Raw genomic sequence first — 15085 nt, 5'->3', positions numbered from 1 at the left:
GGTCACGTCGTTGGTCATCCCCGACGGTCCAGAACTGACCCGGAGAGCCCGGAGTGCTCGCAGGGGATCACACCGAGTACCGCTGTATGCGTTCGGGGGTGACGACGATGCGAACAAGATCTGCGCGCCGCCACTCGTCCAGCACGGCGAGCTTCGCCGGCTCACCGGCGTAGTAGCGCCGCGCAAGCCGATCGGCCAGTTGGTAGGCGCCATCGTCGTGCACCGTGACAGATCCTTCGAGAGAGACCCACTGCTCAGGCTCGCCGACCGGGGTCGCCACGACGATCGATGCGCGAGGAGTCTCGCGCACCCGCGACACCCGTGGCGTCGACGCGAACGAGAAGATCTGCACCTCGTCTGCCGGCGTCAACTCGAACCACACAGGTCGCGGAGCGGGCCAGAGGTCACCTGCCGGCGCCACCGTGATCATCGCCTGCAGCGGCCGCGAGAGGAGCTTCCTGTCGGATGTCGTCAGCTGAGTCACGGGCGACAGTCTCTCACCCGGGGGTGGCGCCGCGCAGACCAATAGCGTGGCAAGGTGACGAATCTGACATACGACGAGGTCGGCGGCACGGCCGGCGACCTCCCCTCCGGCTACCACCACACGCGGATGGAGCGGGTGGTCGGGCACGGGCGCGCCGACTTCGAGCGTGCGGCAGACCTCCTCTTCGCCGGCGAGGTGCAGCGCCGAGCGGGCGCCGAGGTGCGGATGTCAAAGGACCCGCTTCGCGAGGGGACGCGCGTGGACATGCGGGTGCGTCTCGGCCCCCTGGTCTTCCGCATCCCGTGTCTCGTGGTGTGGGCGGAGCGGACGCCCGACGCGTGCGGCTTCGCGTACGGCACTCTCCCCGGTCACCCGGAGGAGGGCGAGGAGCGATTCGAACTGCGACTTTCCCCCTCGGGCGAGGTCGTGTTCGCGATCGTCGCGTTCTCCCGTCCGGGCCGCTGGTTCACGAGGATCGGAGGGCCGGCGGCGCGCCGGTTCCAGGCGTGGATGACCCGCCGATACCTCGCCGCACTCGATGGACCGCGTCTCAGCGGGCCGGCCTGACCATCGCGGTGGCGTCCGGGGCGGCGAATCCGAACTGCGCGTACAGGCCGTGTGCGTCTCCGGTGAACAGGACCCAGCGGAAGTCCTTGCCCGGCCCGTCGTCGATCATGCGTTGAAGGATGCGCTTGCCGAGCTCCGCACCGCGGTGGGGCGCGGTCACGAAGACGTCGGCGAGGTAGGCGAAGGTGACGCCGTCGGAAACAGCGCGTGCGAAGCCCACCTGCTCGCCGGTGTCGGCGCGATACGCCCCGACCACGCGCCAGGCGCCCGCGATCTGCGCGTCGACATCGGCACGGCTCCGCTGCCGGCCCCAGTACGCCTCGGTCGACAGCCACGCCCAGACGACATCCGGTTGGATGCGGGCGGGATCCTCGTCGACGTTGTACTCCATGGGCTCATTCTCACGGGTTTGACGGATGCGGCGACCAGGCCGCTTCGCACACGGTGGCCGGACACGCAGGCGCCGACACCTCCAGCAGCCCCCTGGGTCCCAGGGCGATTGCCCCGGCCAAGGTGGCCCTAGCCTTCGGCGAGCCGCAACGCCTTCTCGGTGAAGTAGCTCACACCCCCGTCGGCGTTCTCCACCCCGAACACCCACTTGCCAGAAGGAGTTGCCCGGATGTCGACGACAATGCCCCGTTCGTCACCGGCGAGCACGTCTGTTCCTGGCGCAAAGATGGTTTCGCTCATAGTACTGAGCTTGCCTACCTATCCGGTCGTCCACATCCCCCGTGGGGCGGACATCCATGACCCGCGACGGCGCCCTTCTCGTGCATCGATACCTCGCCGCGTTCGATGCTCCGGGACGCAGCGGGCCGGCCTGACCATCGCGGTGGCGTCGAGGCTACCGGTCGACCGCATGACAACGGGCCGCGAGGACGACTCCTCGCGGCCCGCGGCGAACGGGTGTCTACCAGTCGCTGTCCACCTCGACGACGGCAAGGTCGGCGCTGAGCTCGACCCAGAACGTGCCGCTCGGAGTGGCGAATTCGACGTCGTAGCGGGTGCCGGGGCTCGCCTCGGTCGAGAGCGAGACGGCGGCGGCGTCGGACGTCCCGAGGGCGGCGCGCGCCGCATCGAGGATGGCCTCGATCCGGTCGCGGTCGAGGGCCGGGTCGCTCGTCGAGTCCGGGTACGGCAGTCGGTCGACGACCGTCGACCCGTCGGCGAGGACGGCGACGTCGATCTCGCGGCCGCTCGAGAGCAGCACGTCGAGCTCGAAGCCACCGCCGGTGACGGCGATCTCGGTCACTCCGACCCCGTCGGCGGCGGCCACAGCGGCGTCGACGGCCGCGATGAACTCGCGTGCCTCCTGCGAGGAGGCGTCCGTCGGCGTGGCCGGCGCCGTGGGCGCTGCGGGCACGTCAGTGGCGGTGTCCTCGACCGGGGCGAGCGGCTCCACAGTGCTCGGTTGCAGCGGCGCGCTGAGCGTCGATGAGGCGGAAGAATCGTCGACCGCCATGCCGCTGCCGAGGTACTCGACGTAGTAGCGGTCGGGCCAGACCTCTTCGGCGATCTCATCGGCGATCACGATCGTGCCGCCGACGAGGGCGAGCACGCCCGTACCGGCGGCGAGGCCGATGGTGACGGGGTGCTTGACCCACGACGCGAGCAGTCGCTTGCGGGAGCCGGTGGCCTGCTCGGCCGGGGCGGGGGCGGGGGCGGGGGCGGGGGTGCTGGGGTTCTGTGTGGTGTCCATGCTCAGATGCTCGCGGGTGAGCACTGAAACAGATCTGAAGCGACCTGAAGGCGTCTTCAGGAGGCGGTGGCGGGCAGCTCGATGATGAGTCGAGCCCCCCCGAGCGGCGCACTCTCGACCGCGACGGAGCCGCCGTGAGCGACGATCACCTGTCGCACGATGGCAAGGCCCAGACCGCTGCCCCCGCTGTCGCGATCGCGACCCTGGTCGAGGCGCACGAAGCGGTCGAACACCGATTCGCGGTCGGCCTCGGCGATGCCGTGACCGTCGTCGTCGATGGTGACGACCACGCCCGTGTCGCTCGCGTGCGATGCGAATGCCAGGCCGCTTCGCGCGTGCCGCGCTGCGTTGTCGACGACGTTTCGGATCGCGCGGGCGATCAACCGCTCGTTGCCCCGCACTCGCGCGGCATGGACCTGCGACGTGTCGACGTTCAGCGTGGTGGCGCCCCGGACGCGGCTCGCCTCAGCGAGCAGGACGTCGTCGATGTCGAGGTCGGTGCGGGTGCCGACGTCGCCGCGCTCGTCGAGGCGCGCCAGGAGCAGCAGGTCGTCCACGAGGTACTGCATGCGCTCCGCCTCGTCGAGAACGACGTCTGCGAGCTGACGCTCGGTCTCGGCATCGGGATGCGCACGGACCAGCTCCGCATGCTGGCGAATCGTCGCGAGCGGCGAGCGCAGCTCGTGCGAGGCGTCGCTGACGAAGCGGCGCTGACGCAACTGCGCCCCTTCCAGGCGGTCGAGCATCCCGTTCAAAGTGCCTGCGAGGCGGTCGACCTCGTCGTCGACGCCGCGTATGGGTACGCGAGCACCCAGGTCGCCGGGGTCGATCGCGTCGACGGTGCGCCGCATCCGTTCGACGGGTGCGAACGAGCGTGCAACGACGAATCGGATGACGATCGCGATGATGACGAGCGCGAAGCTGATCGCGACCGCGAGCGCGAGGCTCGTCGCGGACACCGCCTCATCGACGGTGACAAGCGAGCGTGCGATGACGACCGTCTGCTCGTCGACGGTGAAGGACGCCACCAGGTAGGGCTCACCGTCGACGAGGGCGCGCACCTGTTCGCCCGGCTCGGGGCTCGGCAAGAGGGCGGCGCCCTCGTCGTTGACGACCGTGCCTGACGGTTCCTCCAGCCGCACGAGGCGCTCATCGTCGTTGATTCGCAGGACGTCGAGCGCGACGAGGTCGTCGTTGGCGGCGTCGGCGGAGAGCCCGGCGACGTCCTGCTCGAGGGTGGCGGCCACCCCTCCGGCCAGCATGCGGTCGAGTGCGAGCACAACGCCGACGGAGTCGGCGGCGAGGACGGCGGCGACGATCGCGACCGCGCCGGCGGTGATCCGGGCGGGAATGCCACGCAGGATCCGCGGGCGCCTCGGCTGTGCCGTCTCCGCGGCAGACCCGGTCGGTTCAGCCACCGTCGGCCGCCAGCCGGTATCCGGCGCCGCGCACCGTCTGGATGGCGTCCCGAGCGAACGGACGGTCGATCTTCGATCGGAGGTGGCCGACGTACACCTCGACGATGTTCGGGTCGCCGTCGAAGTCGCCGTCCCACACGTTCTCGAGGATCTCGCGCTTGGAGACGACCTCGCCGCGGCGGCGCAGCAGGTACTCGAGCACGGCGAACTCGCGGCTCGTCAGGTCGATGCGCGCGTCACCGCGGGTCACCCGGCGTGTGGCCGGATTCAGGACGAGGTCGCCCGCTGTCAGGTCGACAGGACGCTCGCGGCCACCGCGGCGCATGAGCGCACGCAGTCGCGCGAGCAGCACGGGGTAGGAGAAGGGCTTCGTCAGCCAGTCGTCACCCCCGGTGTCGAGGCCCTCGACCTCGTCCCAGTCGCCGTCCTTGGCGGTCAGGAAGAGCACCGGGGTCCAGTTCTCAGACTGGCGGAGCTCGGCGCAGACGCGATAGCCGCTCTTGCCCGGCATCATGACGTCGAGCACGATGACGTCGTACGTGTTCTCGCTCGCCATCCACAGCCCGTCGACGCCGTTGTGGGCGACGTCGACCGCGATGCCCTCTGCCTCGAGACCGCGCCGAATGCCGTCGGCGAGGCGCACCTCATCGTCGACGAGCAGCACTCTCATGCGTTCAGCCTGATGCGCGCACGCTGAATCCCGGCTGAAGCACGCCGAACGCGTGCTGAACGCGCGGTGACCCCGTCGATGGGTGTGTCCGCTACGGACCTTGGTGGCCGTTACGGTCTCGTGGAACGGAGAACTCTGGAGTCAGGGGAGACGTCCAACGGCCACGAATGCGATGTCCGAGTGACCCTAGGTCGCGAAGACGTGCAGCCCGAGGTCGTCGCTGAGCATCTCGCTCGCGATGCGACCGCGCACGCTGGTGCCCTGATCGTCGAGCGGTGGACTGAGTACGGCGGCCCCGAGCCTGCGGGGCGCGGCGAGCACGATGGCCCCCGAGACGCTGGATTTCGCGGGGACGCCCGCGCGTTGCATCCATGTTCCTGAGCCGTCGTAGACCCCGCAGGTCGCCATGACTGAGACGACGTCGCGCGCGACGGAGGCGGGGACCACGCGTTCGCGCGTCACCGGGTTCACACCTCCGAAGGCCAGGGTCGCGCCCATCACGGCGAGGGCTTCGACGTCGACGAGCACGGCGCATGCCCGTCCGTAGACTTCGACGGCGTCGTCGGCGGTCACCTCGAGGGTGTCTTCGGCTCGCATGAGGTGCGCGAGCGCGTGGTTGCGTTCGCCGTGCTCGCGCTCCTCCTCGGCCGTGCGCTCGTCGATCTCGAGCGGGTGTCCGGCAAAGGCGGAGAGCCCCTGAAGGATGCGGTCCGATCTGGCCTCGACGTCGTCGCCGTCGACGAGGGAGGCGGTCAGGAGCGCGCCGGCGTTGACCATCGGGTTCGGCGGGCGGCCGGTGCCGCTTTCGAGCTTGATCGCGTCGAATGCCTCGCCGGTTGGCTCGATGCCGACGCGATGGAGCGCGTCGCCGCCGGTGTCGAGGAGGGCGAGAGCGAAGAGGAAGGGCTTCACCGAGGACTGCATCGTGAAGGCGGTGTCGGCGTGCGCGCTGCCGCGCACCGTGCCGTCCGGCAGCGCGAGTGCGACGGCGCAGAGCCCGGGGTCGGCCTCGGCAAGGCTCGGGATGCTGTCGTCGACGACGCCCTCGCTGTGGGGGAGGACGCGCGAGCGCAGCGCGTCGAGGTCGTACGAACCCGGTTCCTGGGTGGCGGTCATGGTTCGACCCTGTCACGGCTTCGAGGTGAATCGGCGCGCGGCGGCCGAGGTGACGCCGTCGCGTTGTCAACCCCGTCTGCTGGCGGGCGCCGGAGGTGGACGCTAGACGTCAGCACAGAGGAAGGTACCCACGATGACGCAGGATTCGCACGACCAGCACTCTCCCGCTGACCAGGAGGAGGGGTACGAAGGCCCGGACGTCGAGAGGTCGGAGGGCGACGAGAAGCCCGGCGGACTGGGGCAGGACGGGACGATTCCCGACGAGCCTGACGGGGTTGCCGCGGGACACACCGGAGAGCCCTCGAGCTTCGAGCCGGAAGAGGACGAGCAAGCGGGAGCCTGACCGCCGTCGCACCGCCTCACCGCAGGCAGTCGCATGTCGCTGATCGACGCGGCACCCGCGGCGCGGATCGGTGTCGCATCCCTCTGCACCCTTGTCGTGCCGTTGCCCGCGTTGCATCCTGAGACACGGGAGCTCGAGGGAGGCCGGAACGGTGCAGGCGTCGCGGGTGCGGACCGAGACGTCCGTGTTCTTGCTCGTGGCGTTCGGGTTCTCGTGGGCCTCGTGGATTCCGCTGGCCCTGGCAGGGACCACGGTGCGAGCAGGGGAGGGATGGCCGAGCCATCTTCCGGGCTTGCTCGGCCCAGCCCTAGGAGCCTTCGCGGCGGTGTTCGCCGGTCGGGGGCGCGCCGGTGTGATCGAGCTCTGCCGGAGAATGATCCGCTGGCGTCCTTCCCGTGGCGTTGTCCTCGTCCTCTCCGCGACCGTTCTCGTCGCCATCAGCGCCACCGTCATCGGAGCGGCACGGGGCGGATCCACGGACTACTCCGGCGCCCCGGCGTGGGGCGTCCTCACGGTTCTCTACGTGCTGGTCGTCAATGGCTATGGTGAGGAAACCGGGTGGCGCGGGTACCTGGGCGACACGCTCGTTCGGCGGACCAGCAAGGGGGTCGCCGCTTTCATCGTCTGGTTCGTCTGGGGTCTGTGGCACATACCCCTCTTCTTCGTCGTGGAGAACTTCCGCGAGCTCGGCCTCGGCGGGATCATCGGGTGGGCAATCGGACTGCTCAGCGGTTCCATCGTCCTTCTCTGGATGTACCTCGGGGCCGGGCGGTCCATCCTCGTCGTCGCGCTGTGGCACACCGCCTTCAACTACACCGCCGCGACCGGCGTCGCCGCGGGCGTCATCGCCGCGGTATCGAGCACGGCGGTCATCGTCCTCAGCATTCCGATCATCGTTCGACGCTCGTGGTGGACGAAGCCCGGCGCACTCGATGAACAGGTGGCCTCCGCACGAAGCGGGTGACATCCACCCGCCGTGAACGTGGCGATGACGTTGCCCCGTGCGGACATCTGGTGCAGGAGGATCTCCAGGCGGCGCCGGAAGTCGGCGGCGGCGGCCGGTCGGGTCAGGTCGGCGGGCCGGGAGAGTTCGTTCAGGGGTGGCTCGTGGCCGCCATGAGTTCGGCGTGGTCCTTCTCGGTGAGGTCGGCGTAGTGGACCGCGAACTCGGCGACCGCGTCGTCGAAGACGGGACGGCTGCCGAGGTATCCGCTGATCTCGGCCGAGTCTCCCACCCGTGCGTGTGCTCGCGCGAGAACTCCACCGCAGACTCGTGAATAGACCACGAGAGCGTTCCGGCTGAGCTTCTCCACCTCGATGGACGCCTTCAAGTCGCGGAGCTGACGGACGTAGAAGTCCTCGGTCGGTCCTGCGCCAGAGTGCGCACGAGACCAGCCCAAGAACGGATCGCCGGCAGCCTGCATCGCTTTCTGGCCGGCCACCACTCTCTGCCCGGAGTTCGCGAAACGGCTGGCGCCCAGGTACGTCTCGAGGACGGAAGGGCCGGCCTGTTTCAGCTGCAGCACGAGGGGCTCGTCGTCGCCGGTCTGAAGCAGGACGACGATGGCGTGCGTTCCCACGCTGCCGACGCCGACGACTTTGTGAGCCAGGTCCACGAATGCGAATCGGGAGAGGAGCGCGACCAGGTCGATCGGCACTGTCTCGAGGTATCCGCGGTAGATGTCGGTGAGGGATGCGAGGAAGGTGTCGAAATCGGCGCGGGGTACCGGCACCAGCAGGGGGGGTTCACTCCGGAACCGGCGCTGTGCGCCCGCGCCTTCCGTGAGGGTTCGCGCTGCCGACGAACTGGTCTTCCGTGTCGACTTCTCGGCCGCGGCCGCCATGGCCTTTCCGAGCGGGGTGCCTTTGAGACGGTTGCGAAGCGCGGCTCCATCGACGCGGGTGTTCCAGGCAGTGAGGGTGGGGAGCATCGCCAAGCGCGACATCGCCCCGCGGTATTCGGCGACGCCTGCTCTGACGGCGTCGCGGGTGTGCTTGTCGGACAGCCCGAGCAGTCGTGCTGTGACAGCCACGCTGGCGGCCAGGCGCTTCACATCCCATTCGAATGGTCCTGCGAGCGTCTCGTCGAAGTCGTTCAGGTCGAACACCAGTGTCCGTTCAGCGCTGGCGAAGAGACCGAAGTTCGCAAGGTGAGCGTCGCCGCAGAGCTGGGTTCGGATGCCGCTGTCGGCGACGAGGCTCAGATCGCTGGCCATCACACCAGCTGACCCGCGCAGATAGGCGAAGGGGTTCGCGGACATGCGTTCGTATCGGAGGGAAACCAGACTCGGCTCTCTCGTGCTGTCTTGCGCTCGCAGCAGGCTGAGCGGGTCACGGCGTGCCTCGGCGGTGGGCACCTCGGCATGGGCGCCCCGGGGGACCTGCTTGCGACGGGCCTTTCCACGCGCCCGGCGGGTCTCCCTGTCCGGGCGCGTTCTCGTCAGCAGCGCCTCAGCCTCGTATCCGGTCAGTTCCATGGTTGTTCCTGCCTGCCCGTTCGCCCGGGCACCTCGTCGGTAGCGCCATGACAGGCCCTCGCCTACAACAGCCCGGCTGCACCCCTTGCAACCAGGACGATCGCCAACGCGATGCACAGCACGCCCATGATCAGTCGATTCCGCGCGACCAGCCATGCCCGTGCCCTGTCCAGATTCCGGGCCGCGCGTTCTCCGCCGGCGAGGGCGTAGACGATCGTGGCGGAGTACGGCAGGGTCGCCACAAGCAGGAAGACCAGCCCCGAGAGCAGTGGCGCGGCCGCTGACGCGACCGTTGCCCCCGCGGACACGAGCAGCGGCAGGTTCTTGGGATTGACGAAGGTGGCGCCGAAGGAGAGAACAGCGACCGCGCCGGGTCCCATCTCCGAGATCGTCGCGAGAACGGCGAGTTCGGACGTGTCGTGACGCCGCCGCCAATTCCGGATTCCGATCACGAGAAGCAGGGCGCCGAGAGTGATCATCACCACACTGACCCCCAGCGACGGCTCGGCATCGGACCGTTCCCCCACAGCGGCTGCGCCCCAGCCGCCTACCAGCATCGCCGCGGCGTTGAAGAGAAGGAGGGAGATGACGAACACCACGCCGTTCAGGATGCGTCTCCGCGACAGCAGCACGAGGATGAGCTGAACGATGGCGGCAGGACTCAAAGCGACTCCCACAGCGATAGGGAGCAAAGTGGCGATCACGGGCGCGTTCATACCGCTTCCCCTCCGGTGGGCGGGAGCGGGACCCGGATCTCATCTTGGCCTCGTTCGCGGGCGATCTCCTTCGCCGCCTCGGCCATACGACGTTCGATCTCGCGTCGGGACGCATCGTCTGACAGGTCGGGAACAGGGTAGAACAGCGCAGCGAGAAGCAAGCGCTCCGCTTCCTGCCAGTCCGCACCCTCATACGCACCGTCGAAGATGAAGGGAACCATCATGCGCATCGATATGGACTGAACGGTGTGTGCGAAGCTGTCGAGATTCACGTCCGCGCGGATGAGACCGGCCCGCTGGGAAGCCGCCAAGTCTCTCGCTCCTGAGGCGAAGATGCGTTGCGACGATGGAAGACCTACGAGGTAGTTCAGCACCACAGGATCGCGGCTCGAGACCGCCAGTCGAGCCAGTGGGTGGTCTCCGGCGTGCTGCTGGTAGCTCTCCCAGAAGCGACCCGTCATGTGCGGGAGCGCGTCGAACCGGATGTCGGTGAGCACGTTGTTCTGCAGTCGCTCGATATCGTGCGCCACTGCCGCGTAATACAGATCGTCACGATTGCGGAAGTGCCGATAGATGGCCTGACTGGTGACGCCGGCGCAGCGGGCGATGTTTGCCAGACGCACGTCACCTCGAGGTGTCTCCGCGAAAACCGTGACCGCGCAGTCGAGAAGGCGAGCGCGTGTCCGCTCTCCGGGGGTCGACCGCTGCGGTTTGGACTGATCGCCGCCATCGGAGGGAGAGGGAGCTCGGCCGTGCACAACGACATCTTGTTACATATTCATGCTTTCTGTAAACATGGACTATGGGAACTCTTCAGTTCGCCGGGTACAGCGACGCGATCTCCGAGATGACGGCGCTCGTGGAGAACGAGCTGCGCGGGAAGGACGAGCGCGAGTACGACCGAGCGCGGTTCTTCCTGCACTCTGCCCTCACCCTCGCCGACGAGATGTGGTTCCAGAAGGGTGATCCGGCGCAACCCGAATTCACAGACTGGGAGCTGCCGTGGCGGAAGTACGGCGGCGACAACCCAGGCACCGTTTACCTCTCCGCACCGGTGCACCCCGACGGGGTGTACAGAGTGACCGGAGTCGCGCCCGAGGCGACCTACATCGGCATCCAGGTCTACGGCCGCGGTTCGGGTTACAACGCGCCGACCGGCAATGTCGGGGGAGCGCACGCCGCGCCGCACGGTCCAGAGGAGATCGATGTCGCGGTGGGCGGTCCGGCACGCGAGGGGCACCCGTGGGTGCCGCTCGCGGAAGCCGACTATGTCCTCATCGTCCGCCTCTACTACTCCGACATCCGCCACCCGCGCCCGGATGTTCGCATCACGCGTGTCGGCGGCGACGTCCCGTCGATGTCCTCGTCCGCGCGTTCCCGTAACGCGGTCCACTACTTCCGTGATGAGGTTCTGTCCACGATCGGAGTGACGGACGCGCTCAGAACCGCCAGCGTGAACAGCTACCCGCCCGCAGATGCCGCCGTGCATCGGCCGCGGTACACCGGGGCCCTGTTTCCCACCCGGGATAACACCTACGACGGATGCTGGGTGTCGCTCGGCGACGGCGAGAGTCTCCGCGTCAGGGGAACGATGCCCGACGCGGTCTACACCTCGTTCGTTTTCTACGATCGATGGTTCAACACCTCCGACTACCGCGTCACCCGATGCTTCCGCACTGCACGTGACATCGTTGCGTCGGCGGACGGCCACTACGAACTGGTTCTCGGCCCTGACCCATCCGATCACCCCAATTGGATCGACACCGGCGGCCTGCGTGAAGGCATCTTCGCCATACGCAACCTCTTGATGACCTCTCGCACCCTTCCGACGATCGAGGTCGCCACCACGTGAGTACGCCCTACGAAGACATCCCGCCCGCGCCGGAAGGGCTGGTATGGCACTACACCGACGGGACCGGACTGCTGTCCATCCTCAGTCGGCAAGTTCTCTGGTCGACCGCCTCTGGTTTCCTCAATGACACCAGCGAGGTAGCGCTCGGTCAGCGCTTGCTGCTCGAACGTTTCCAGGCCCTCGCCGACGACGACCACGAGCTCTTCCGCGACATTCAGCAGCGACTTCGGCAGTCAACCCAAACCCCCCGCCGATCAGCGGAGTGGTTCTTCATTCTCAGCGCATCTCGATCGCCTGACTCGCTGGCGATGTGGCGCAGTTACGGCGGCCGCGGGGAATCCTACGCATTGGGGCTCGACCCACCCGCCCACCTGAAGGTACTCGTAGCCGACCCTGGTGCCTGCACTGACCTCATCATCAGCAACCACCCATGGAGTCCGGTCAGATATGACCCGGCCGGCCAACAAGAGCTCGTGAGCACCGTCTACGAGAAATTCGAGAACGAGCTTCAGCGCGTCATGGTCATGCGAGAACACGCGACCCCCACCATGCGGCAATACCTCGCAGCCCTCGAAGAGACGGTGGAAGCCGCCTCGCAAGCGCTCCTCCTGATCAAGCACCCCGGATTCCGAGAAGAGCAGGAGACGCGGCACACGACGACGCTCCTCAGTCCCCTTTCGCCTGATCGGGCGTTAGCGCCCGTCGCGCGGTTCCGCCACACCGCGTACGGAGTGACGCCCTACCTCGAACTCACCGGTGACTCCGATGACGCAGATGCATCCGTCACCTCACGCCCGGCCCCGCTTCCCATCCGCGCGATCGCGATCTCGCCCAGCCCCAACGGAGCCATTGCCCGCAGCGCCGTGGCGGCACTGCTGACACACCATCGGATGCGGGACGTGCCGATCATCTCTTCGCGGATCCCGTTCCGCGAGTGAGGACGGTACACACCGCCTCGTCGAACGACGGGCCCCCGCTCGGTCGACGCGCTTCGTCGTCGTACGTCAGCGTGGGTCGACCCGGGGCTTCGTCCGGAGCGTGAGCCATCGGCGGCGATCGGTCTCTCACCCTGCCGCGATGCGGGAAACCGCGAGTTGGACGTCGCGGCTGTCTCCTTGGTGGGAATCGAGGGCACGGTGGATCGTGAGTCCCTCGATGAGCGCGTCGAGCATCCGGGCGGTCGCGGGGTCGAAGTGCCGCTCGAGCGCCGCGCGGCTGCGTTCCATCCAGGCCGTGGTGATCGAACGGTACGCGGGCTGACGGGCAGCCAGCGTGTACAGCTCGTGCGAGAGGACGAGTTCGCGATCGTCGCCGAAGACGTCCTCGAGGATGATTGCGACGACCGCATCGCGCGCGGCGATCGCGTCCGAGGCGAACGCCATCCGTCGTTCGAATCGGTCGCTGATCGTCTCGGCGAATCGGGTGAACGCTTCGCGGAGGAGTTCGTCCATGTTGCCGAAGTAGTAGGTCATCGCGCCGAGCGGGACGCCGGCTTCGGCGGCGACCTTGCGGTGCGAAGTGCCGGCGACCCCCGCACGCGCGATCACGGCGAGGCACGCGTCGATGATCCGGTCGCGCCGGTCGGGATCGTTTCGACGACCCCGTCGGGATCCGGCGGGTCGCTCCGGAGGGGCCACGTCGCTATCCGATCGAGCGGATGACGCGTGCGGGGTTGCCCACGGCGACGACGCCGGCGGGAATGTCCTTCGTGACGACCGACCCGGCACCGACTACCGAGTCCTTCCCGATGGTCACGCCGGGGCACACGATCACACCACCGCCGAGCCACACATTGTCCTCGAGGACGATGGGCTCGGCGGCTTCGAGCTTGTCCCGGCGTGGCTGCGGATCGGTCGGATGGGTGGGAGTCAGAAGCTGAACGTTCGGTCCGATCTGGCAGTCTTCACCGATCGTGATCGGGGCGACGTCGAGCGCGGTGAGGTTGTAGTTGACGAAGGTGCGGGCGCCGATGTGGATGTTCTCGCCGTAATCGACGAACAGGGGGGCGTTGACGTGCGCCCCTTCACCGAGACTCCCGACGAGATCGACCAGCAGGTCGCGGGCTGACGGATCGCCCGCGACTTCGGCGCGATGGTACGCGTCCGCGAGCTGCACGGCTCTCCGATGCAGGCGCCCGCTCTCCGGATCATCGGCGATGTAGAGCTCGCCCGCCAGCATCCGCTCGCGGTTTGTCCGCGGGTCCCCGGCGAAGTAGTCATCGGTCATAACCTCACCCTACCTCGAATGTGTACGAACGTACATATAGTGTGTACGATCGTACCAACGTGATCTAAGCGCGTCCTCCGCCTGCTCCCGCGAATCGAAAGCCGCCGCACCGTGTACTCGCTCCTCCTCGCGATCATCTACATCGCCTTTATCAGCCTCGGCCTGCCGGACTCCCTCGTGGGGGCCGGGTGGCCCGTGATGCATCGAGACCTCGGGGTACCGATCGCGTTCGCCGGGATCGTCACCATGATCATTGCGGGCGGCACCATCCTCTCGAGCCTCGCTTCGGAGCGGGTCACCCGTCGTTTCGGGATTGGACTGGTCACCTCGGTCAGTGTCGCGATGACTGCGGCCGCTCTCGTCGGATTCTCCACGTCGAGTTCGTTCTGGGTGCTGTGCCTGTGGGCGATCCCGTACGGGCTCGGCGCGGGCGCGGTGGATGCCGCACTGAACAACTACGTCGCTCTGCACTACGCCGCGCGCCACATGAACTGGCTGCACGCCTGCTGGGGTCTCGGCGCCTCGATCAGCCCGTTCATCATGAGCTACGCGCTGGCGGGCGGTGGTAACTGGTCCAGCGCCTACTTCATCGTCGGACTGCTCCAGGTCATCCTCACCTTCGCCCTGTTCGTCAGCATCCCGATGTGGCGCAGGGTCAATCCACTCGTCCCTGCCAGTGACCGCGGCGGAGCCGACCACGGGCTCGACGCTGACGGCGAGGCGAAGAGGGGCCGTACGCACGTTCCCCTTGCGCGGGCGATCCGCATTCCCGGCGTCATCCTGATCCTGATTGCCTTCTTCGCCTACTGCGCGCTGGAAAGCACGGCGATCCTGTGGGCATCGACCTACTTGGTCATCGATCGCGGGGTCGACGTCGCCACGGCGGCCGCATTCGCCTCACTCTTCCTGCTGGGAATCACGGCGGGACGATTCATCGCGGGCTTCGTCGCCGACCGCGTCGGCGACCGGTGGATGATCCGCGGCGGCTTCCTCACCGTCGCCCTCGGCATCGTGATGCTCGCGGTGCCGCAGCCGAATGCGATCGCGCTTGTCGGGCTCGCCATCCTCGGTCTCGGATGCGCCCCGATCTATCCGGCGATCATTCACTCGACCCCGATCAACTTCGGCCGCCGCAACTCGCAGGCGATCATCGGCATCCAGATGGCCGCCGCCTACACGGGTTCCACGTTCATACCGCCGCTCTTCGGCGTGATTTCAACATGGAAGGGCTTGTGGATCTTCCCGCTCTTCCTCGCAGTGCTGGTGGGTGTGGGCCTGCTCACGTCCGAGGGTCTCAACCGCCTCGTGCGGCGCCGAGAGCACACTCCCGCGATGACGGGGTGAGGGAGGTCTGTCGGCGGTGAGACGTGCGGAGCCGACGCTCGCCGCCGTCCGTGATCGCAGACCGCGCGCACAGGACGGGTGAGGTGCAGTCCGAGCCGCGTGCGGTGTGCTTCGCCGCCGGACCCCTTCTGTTCCTTTCCGGATCACGGGTACGTCGTGGTAGCCGGTCGTGA

At 67.8% G+C, this 15085-nt stretch carries 18 protein-coding genes; 6 read left to right on the top strand and 12 right to left on the bottom strand.

The genetic code is table 11. From position 1 onward, the window contains the following. Nucleotides 1–67: 67 nt before the first annotated feature. The gene (locus tag HDC37_RS13335) at nt 68–484 is read right to left on the bottom strand and encodes a pyridoxamine 5'-phosphate oxidase family protein (RefSeq protein ID WP_218869742.1); all 417 of its coding nucleotides are present in this window, start codon (nt 482–484) and stop codon (nt 68–70) included. 54 nt (nt 485–538) lie between these two features. On the opposite strand from HDC37_RS13335, the gene HDC37_RS13330 reads away from it, so the two are divergent. Beyond that, nucleotides 539–1051 (top strand): DUF1990 family protein, encoded by a 513-nt coding sequence (locus HDC37_RS13330; protein WP_179560858.1) that lies wholly within the window; start codon nt 539–541, stop codon nt 1049–1051. Here HDC37_RS13330 and HDC37_RS13325 read toward each other — a convergent pair. From HDC37_RS13325 to glsA, 6 genes are all read right to left on the bottom strand, one after another. After that, nucleotides 1035–1442: a GNAT family N-acetyltransferase gene (locus HDC37_RS13325; RefSeq protein ID WP_179560857.1), complete on the bottom strand. Its 408-nt coding sequence runs from the start codon at nt 1440–1442 to the stop codon at nt 1035–1037. The genes HDC37_RS13330 and HDC37_RS13325 overlap by 17 nt on opposite strands. Before the next feature lie 128 nt (nt 1443–1570). After that, nucleotides 1571–1741, bottom strand: a complete 171-nt coding sequence (locus HDC37_RS13320) for a hypothetical protein (RefSeq protein ID WP_179560856.1) — start codon at nt 1739–1741, stop codon at nt 1571–1573. A 220-nt stretch (nt 1742–1961) separates the two neighbouring features. After that, the gene (locus HDC37_RS13315; RefSeq protein WP_179560855.1) at nt 1962–2750 is read right to left on the bottom strand and encodes a hypothetical protein; all 789 of its coding nucleotides are present in this window, start codon (nt 2748–2750) and stop codon (nt 1962–1964) included. Nucleotides 2751–2806: 56 nt separating this feature from the next. Further along, entirely contained in the window at nt 2807–4168 is a 1362-nt protein-coding gene (locus tag HDC37_RS13310; RefSeq protein ID WP_179560854.1) for a cell wall metabolism sensor histidine kinase WalK, read from the bottom strand. Then, nucleotides 4161–4838: a response regulator transcription factor gene (locus HDC37_RS13305; RefSeq protein ID WP_179560853.1), complete on the bottom strand. Its 678-nt coding sequence runs from the start codon at nt 4836–4838 to the stop codon at nt 4161–4163. The genes HDC37_RS13310 and HDC37_RS13305 overlap by 8 nt, the downstream gene beginning before the upstream one ends. A gap of 186 nt (nt 4839–5024) precedes the next feature. Continuing rightward, the gene (glsA, locus tag HDC37_RS13300; RefSeq protein WP_179560852.1) at nt 5025–5954 is read right to left on the bottom strand and encodes a glutaminase A; all 930 of its coding nucleotides are present in this window, start codon (nt 5952–5954) and stop codon (nt 5025–5027) included. A gap of 133 nt (nt 5955–6087) precedes the next feature. Between glsA and HDC37_RS13295 the strand changes: the two genes are divergently transcribed. Together HDC37_RS13295 and HDC37_RS13290 are read left to right on the top strand one after the other, a co-directional pair. After that, nucleotides 6088–6297 (top strand): hypothetical protein, encoded by a 210-nt coding sequence (locus HDC37_RS13295; RefSeq protein WP_179560548.1) that lies wholly within the window; start codon nt 6088–6090, stop codon nt 6295–6297. Between the two features lie 166 nt (nt 6298–6463). Further along, entirely contained in the window at nt 6464–7261 is a 798-nt protein-coding gene (locus tag HDC37_RS13290) for a CPBP family intramembrane glutamic endopeptidase (protein ID WP_218869740.1), read from the top strand. 130 nt (nt 7262–7391) lie between these two features. On the opposite strand, the gene HDC37_RS13285 is transcribed toward HDC37_RS13290, so the two are convergent. The 3 genes from HDC37_RS13285 to HDC37_RS13275 form a co-directional block, all read right to left on the bottom strand. Further along, nucleotides 7392–8774, bottom strand: coding sequence for a DUF2252 domain-containing protein (locus HDC37_RS13285; RefSeq protein WP_179560850.1), 1383 nt, complete (start codon nt 8772–8774; stop codon nt 7392–7394). Nucleotides 8775–8836: 62 nt separating this feature from the next. Beyond that, nucleotides 8837–9490, bottom strand: a complete 654-nt coding sequence (locus HDC37_RS13280) for a GAP family protein (protein ID WP_179560849.1) — start codon at nt 9488–9490, stop codon at nt 8837–8839. Then, nucleotides 9487–10248, bottom strand: coding sequence for a TetR/AcrR family transcriptional regulator (locus HDC37_RS13275; protein ID WP_179560848.1), 762 nt, complete (start codon nt 10246–10248; stop codon nt 9487–9489). The genes HDC37_RS13280 and HDC37_RS13275 overlap by 4 nt, the downstream gene beginning before the upstream one ends. Nucleotides 10249–10292: 44 nt before the next feature. Here HDC37_RS13275 and HDC37_RS13270 point away from each other — a divergent pair, with 44 nt between their 5' ends. After that, on the top strand, nt 10293–11342 hold the full coding sequence (locus tag HDC37_RS13270) for a DUF1214 domain-containing protein (RefSeq protein ID WP_179560847.1): 1050 nt from the start codon (nt 10293–10295) through the stop codon (nt 11340–11342). After that, nucleotides 11339–12280, top strand: a complete 942-nt coding sequence (locus HDC37_RS13265; RefSeq protein ID WP_179560846.1) for a DUF2971 domain-containing protein — start codon at nt 11339–11341, stop codon at nt 12278–12280. The genes HDC37_RS13270 and HDC37_RS13265 overlap by 4 nt, the downstream gene beginning before the upstream one ends. A gap of 126 nt (nt 12281–12406) precedes the next feature. Here HDC37_RS13265 and HDC37_RS13260 read toward each other — a convergent pair whose 3' ends face one another. Further along, the gene (locus HDC37_RS13260; RefSeq protein ID WP_179560845.1) at nt 12407–12979 is read right to left on the bottom strand and encodes a TetR/AcrR family transcriptional regulator; all 573 of its coding nucleotides are present in this window, start codon (nt 12977–12979) and stop codon (nt 12407–12409) included. 4 nt (nt 12980–12983) lie between these two features. Beyond that, nucleotides 12984–13568, bottom strand: coding sequence for a sugar O-acetyltransferase (locus HDC37_RS13255; RefSeq protein ID WP_179560844.1), 585 nt, complete (start codon nt 13566–13568; stop codon nt 12984–12986). A 111-nt stretch (nt 13569–13679) separates the two neighbouring features. Between HDC37_RS13255 and HDC37_RS13250 the strand changes: the two genes are divergently transcribed. Next, nucleotides 13680–14912, top strand: coding sequence for a sugar MFS transporter (locus HDC37_RS13250; protein WP_179560843.1), 1233 nt, complete (start codon nt 13680–13682; stop codon nt 14910–14912). Nucleotides 14913–15085 lie beyond the last annotated feature (173 nt).

The organism is Microbacterium sp. AK009 (assembly GCF_013410955.1).
GTDB lineage: Bacteria > Actinomycetota > Actinomycetes > Actinomycetales > Microbacteriaceae > Microbacterium.
The sequence above is the reverse complement of the archived record's forward strand: the minus strand, read 5'-3'. Positions and strand labels throughout refer to the sequence as shown.

What these genes read in the sequence shown, in the direction of transcription:
- HDC37_RS13270 (WP_179560847.1), top strand. Translation starts at nt 10,293, where the DNA reads ATGGGAACTCTTCAGTTCGCCGGGTACAGCGACGCGATCTCCGAGATG.
- HDC37_RS13280 (WP_179560849.1), bottom strand. Translation starts at nt 9,490, where the DNA reads ATGAACGCGCCCGTGATCGCCACTTTGCTCCCTATCGCTGTGGGAGTC.
- HDC37_RS13305 (WP_179560853.1), bottom strand. Translation starts at nt 4,838, where the DNA reads ATGAGAGTGCTGCTCGTCGACGATGAGGTGCGCCTCGCCGACGGCATT.
- glsA (WP_179560852.1), bottom strand. Translation starts at nt 5,954, where the DNA reads ATGACCGCCACCCAGGAACCGGGTTCGTACGACCTCGACGCGCTGCGC.
- HDC37_RS13285 (WP_179560850.1), bottom strand. Translation starts at nt 8,774, where the DNA reads ATGGAACTGACCGGATACGAGGCTGAGGCGCTGCTGACGAGAACGCGC.
- HDC37_RS13255 (WP_179560844.1), bottom strand. Translation starts at nt 13,568, where the DNA reads ATGACCGATGACTACTTCGCCGGGGACCCGCGGACAAACCGCGAGCGG.
- HDC37_RS13295 (WP_179560548.1), top strand. Translation starts at nt 6,088, where the DNA reads ATGACGCAGGATTCGCACGACCAGCACTCTCCCGCTGACCAGGAGGAG.
- HDC37_RS13325 (WP_179560857.1), bottom strand. Translation starts at nt 1,442, where the DNA reads ATGGAGTACAACGTCGACGAGGATCCCGCCCGCATCCAACCGGATGTC.
- HDC37_RS13320 (WP_179560856.1), bottom strand. Translation starts at nt 1,741, where the DNA reads ATGAGCGAAACCATCTTTGCGCCAGGAACAGACGTGCTCGCCGGTGAC.
- HDC37_RS13315 (WP_179560855.1), bottom strand. Translation starts at nt 2,750, where the DNA reads ATGGACACCACACAGAACCCCAGCACCCCCGCCCCCGCCCCCGCCCCC.